General features: G+C 69.1%; 1 protein-coding gene and 1 pseudogene. Both read left to right on the top strand.

Annotated features, from left to right (window positions below; all coding sequences use genetic code 11):
- Positions 1 to 766 (top strand): uroporphyrinogen-III C-methyltransferase (gene cobA / locus EN984_RS35560; RefSeq protein ID WP_127384399.1); only part of this gene is annotated, 766 nt, incomplete at its 5' end.
- Positions 763 to 1117, top strand: a pseudogene (locus tag EN984_RS35555) (cobyrinic acid a,c-diamide synthase); the annotation flags it as partial. The gene cobA and the pseudogene EN984_RS35555, both read left to right, overlap by 4 nt.

Genomic DNA, 1117 nt, shown 5'->3' with positions numbered 1-1117 from the left:
GTCCCGGCTGAACTTCAAGCCGCGCCAGCTGGAGCCTGGCCATGTCTGGCTGGCCGGCGCCGGCCCCGGCGACCCCGGTTGCCTGACGCTCGAAGTGCTGGCGGCTTTGGCCGAGGCGGATGCGCTGGTCTACGACGCGCTGGTCTCATCCGATGTCGTCGCCGTTGCCGAAAATGCCGAGCTTTTCTTTGCTGGCAAGCGCGGCGGCAAACCGTCGATGAAACAGGATGACATCACCGCCCTTTTGGTGCGGCTGGCGCGCGACGGCCGCCGCGTCGTCAGGCTGAAGGGCGGCGATCCCTATATTTTCGGCCGCGGCGGCGAAGAAGCCCTGGCGCTGGCGCATGAAAACATCCCGTTCCGCGTGCTGCCAGGCCTGACCTCGGGCCTCAGCGCTCTGGCCGCGACCGGCATCCCGGCCACCATGCGCGGCATCAACAAGGCGGTGATCCTGGCCACCGGCCACGCCGCCGGCACCGATGACGATCTCGATTGGGCGGCAATCGCCCGCACCGGCCAGCCTGTCGTCGTTTATATGGGCATGGCCAACCTGCCTTTGATCGCGGCGGCACTGCTCGACGGCGGGCTGGCGCCGTCGACACCGGCGGCAGTGATCGTCGCCGCAACGACGCCGCAGGAACGAACCGTCGTCGCAACGCTCGCCACCATTGCCGAGGAAGCCGCGGCCGCCGGTCTCGCCTCGCCGGCGCTGATCGTCGTTGGCGGGATCGTTGCCATGCGCGCGGCACTGGCGGGACAAGCATGACGGCCCGCGCCATCATCATCGGCGCGCCGCGCTCCGGCTCCGGCAAGACCAGCGTCACCATCGGCATTTTACGCGCGCTCACCCGGCGTGGGCTGAAGGTGCGAGGCGCCAAATCCGGCCCCGACTATATCGACCCCGGCTTCCACACCGCCGCCACGGGACTGTCGGGCGTCAATCTGGACAGCTGGGCGATGCCGCCATCGCTGCTCAACGCACTCGCCGCGCAAGCCGCCGACGACACCGATTTCGTCATCCTCGAAAGCGCCATGGGCCTGTTCGACGGCATTCCGGCCTCGCCGGGGCGCACCGGGTCAGCCGCAGACTTGGCTCGGCTCTACGGCCTGCCGGTGC

It is taken from the genome of Mesorhizobium sp. M7A.F.Ca.CA.004.12.1.1 (assembly GCF_003997835.1).
Classification (GTDB): domain Bacteria; phylum Pseudomonadota; class Alphaproteobacteria; order Rhizobiales; family Rhizobiaceae; genus Mesorhizobium.
The sequence above is the reverse complement of the archived record's forward strand: the minus strand, read 5'-3'. Positions and strand labels throughout refer to the sequence as shown.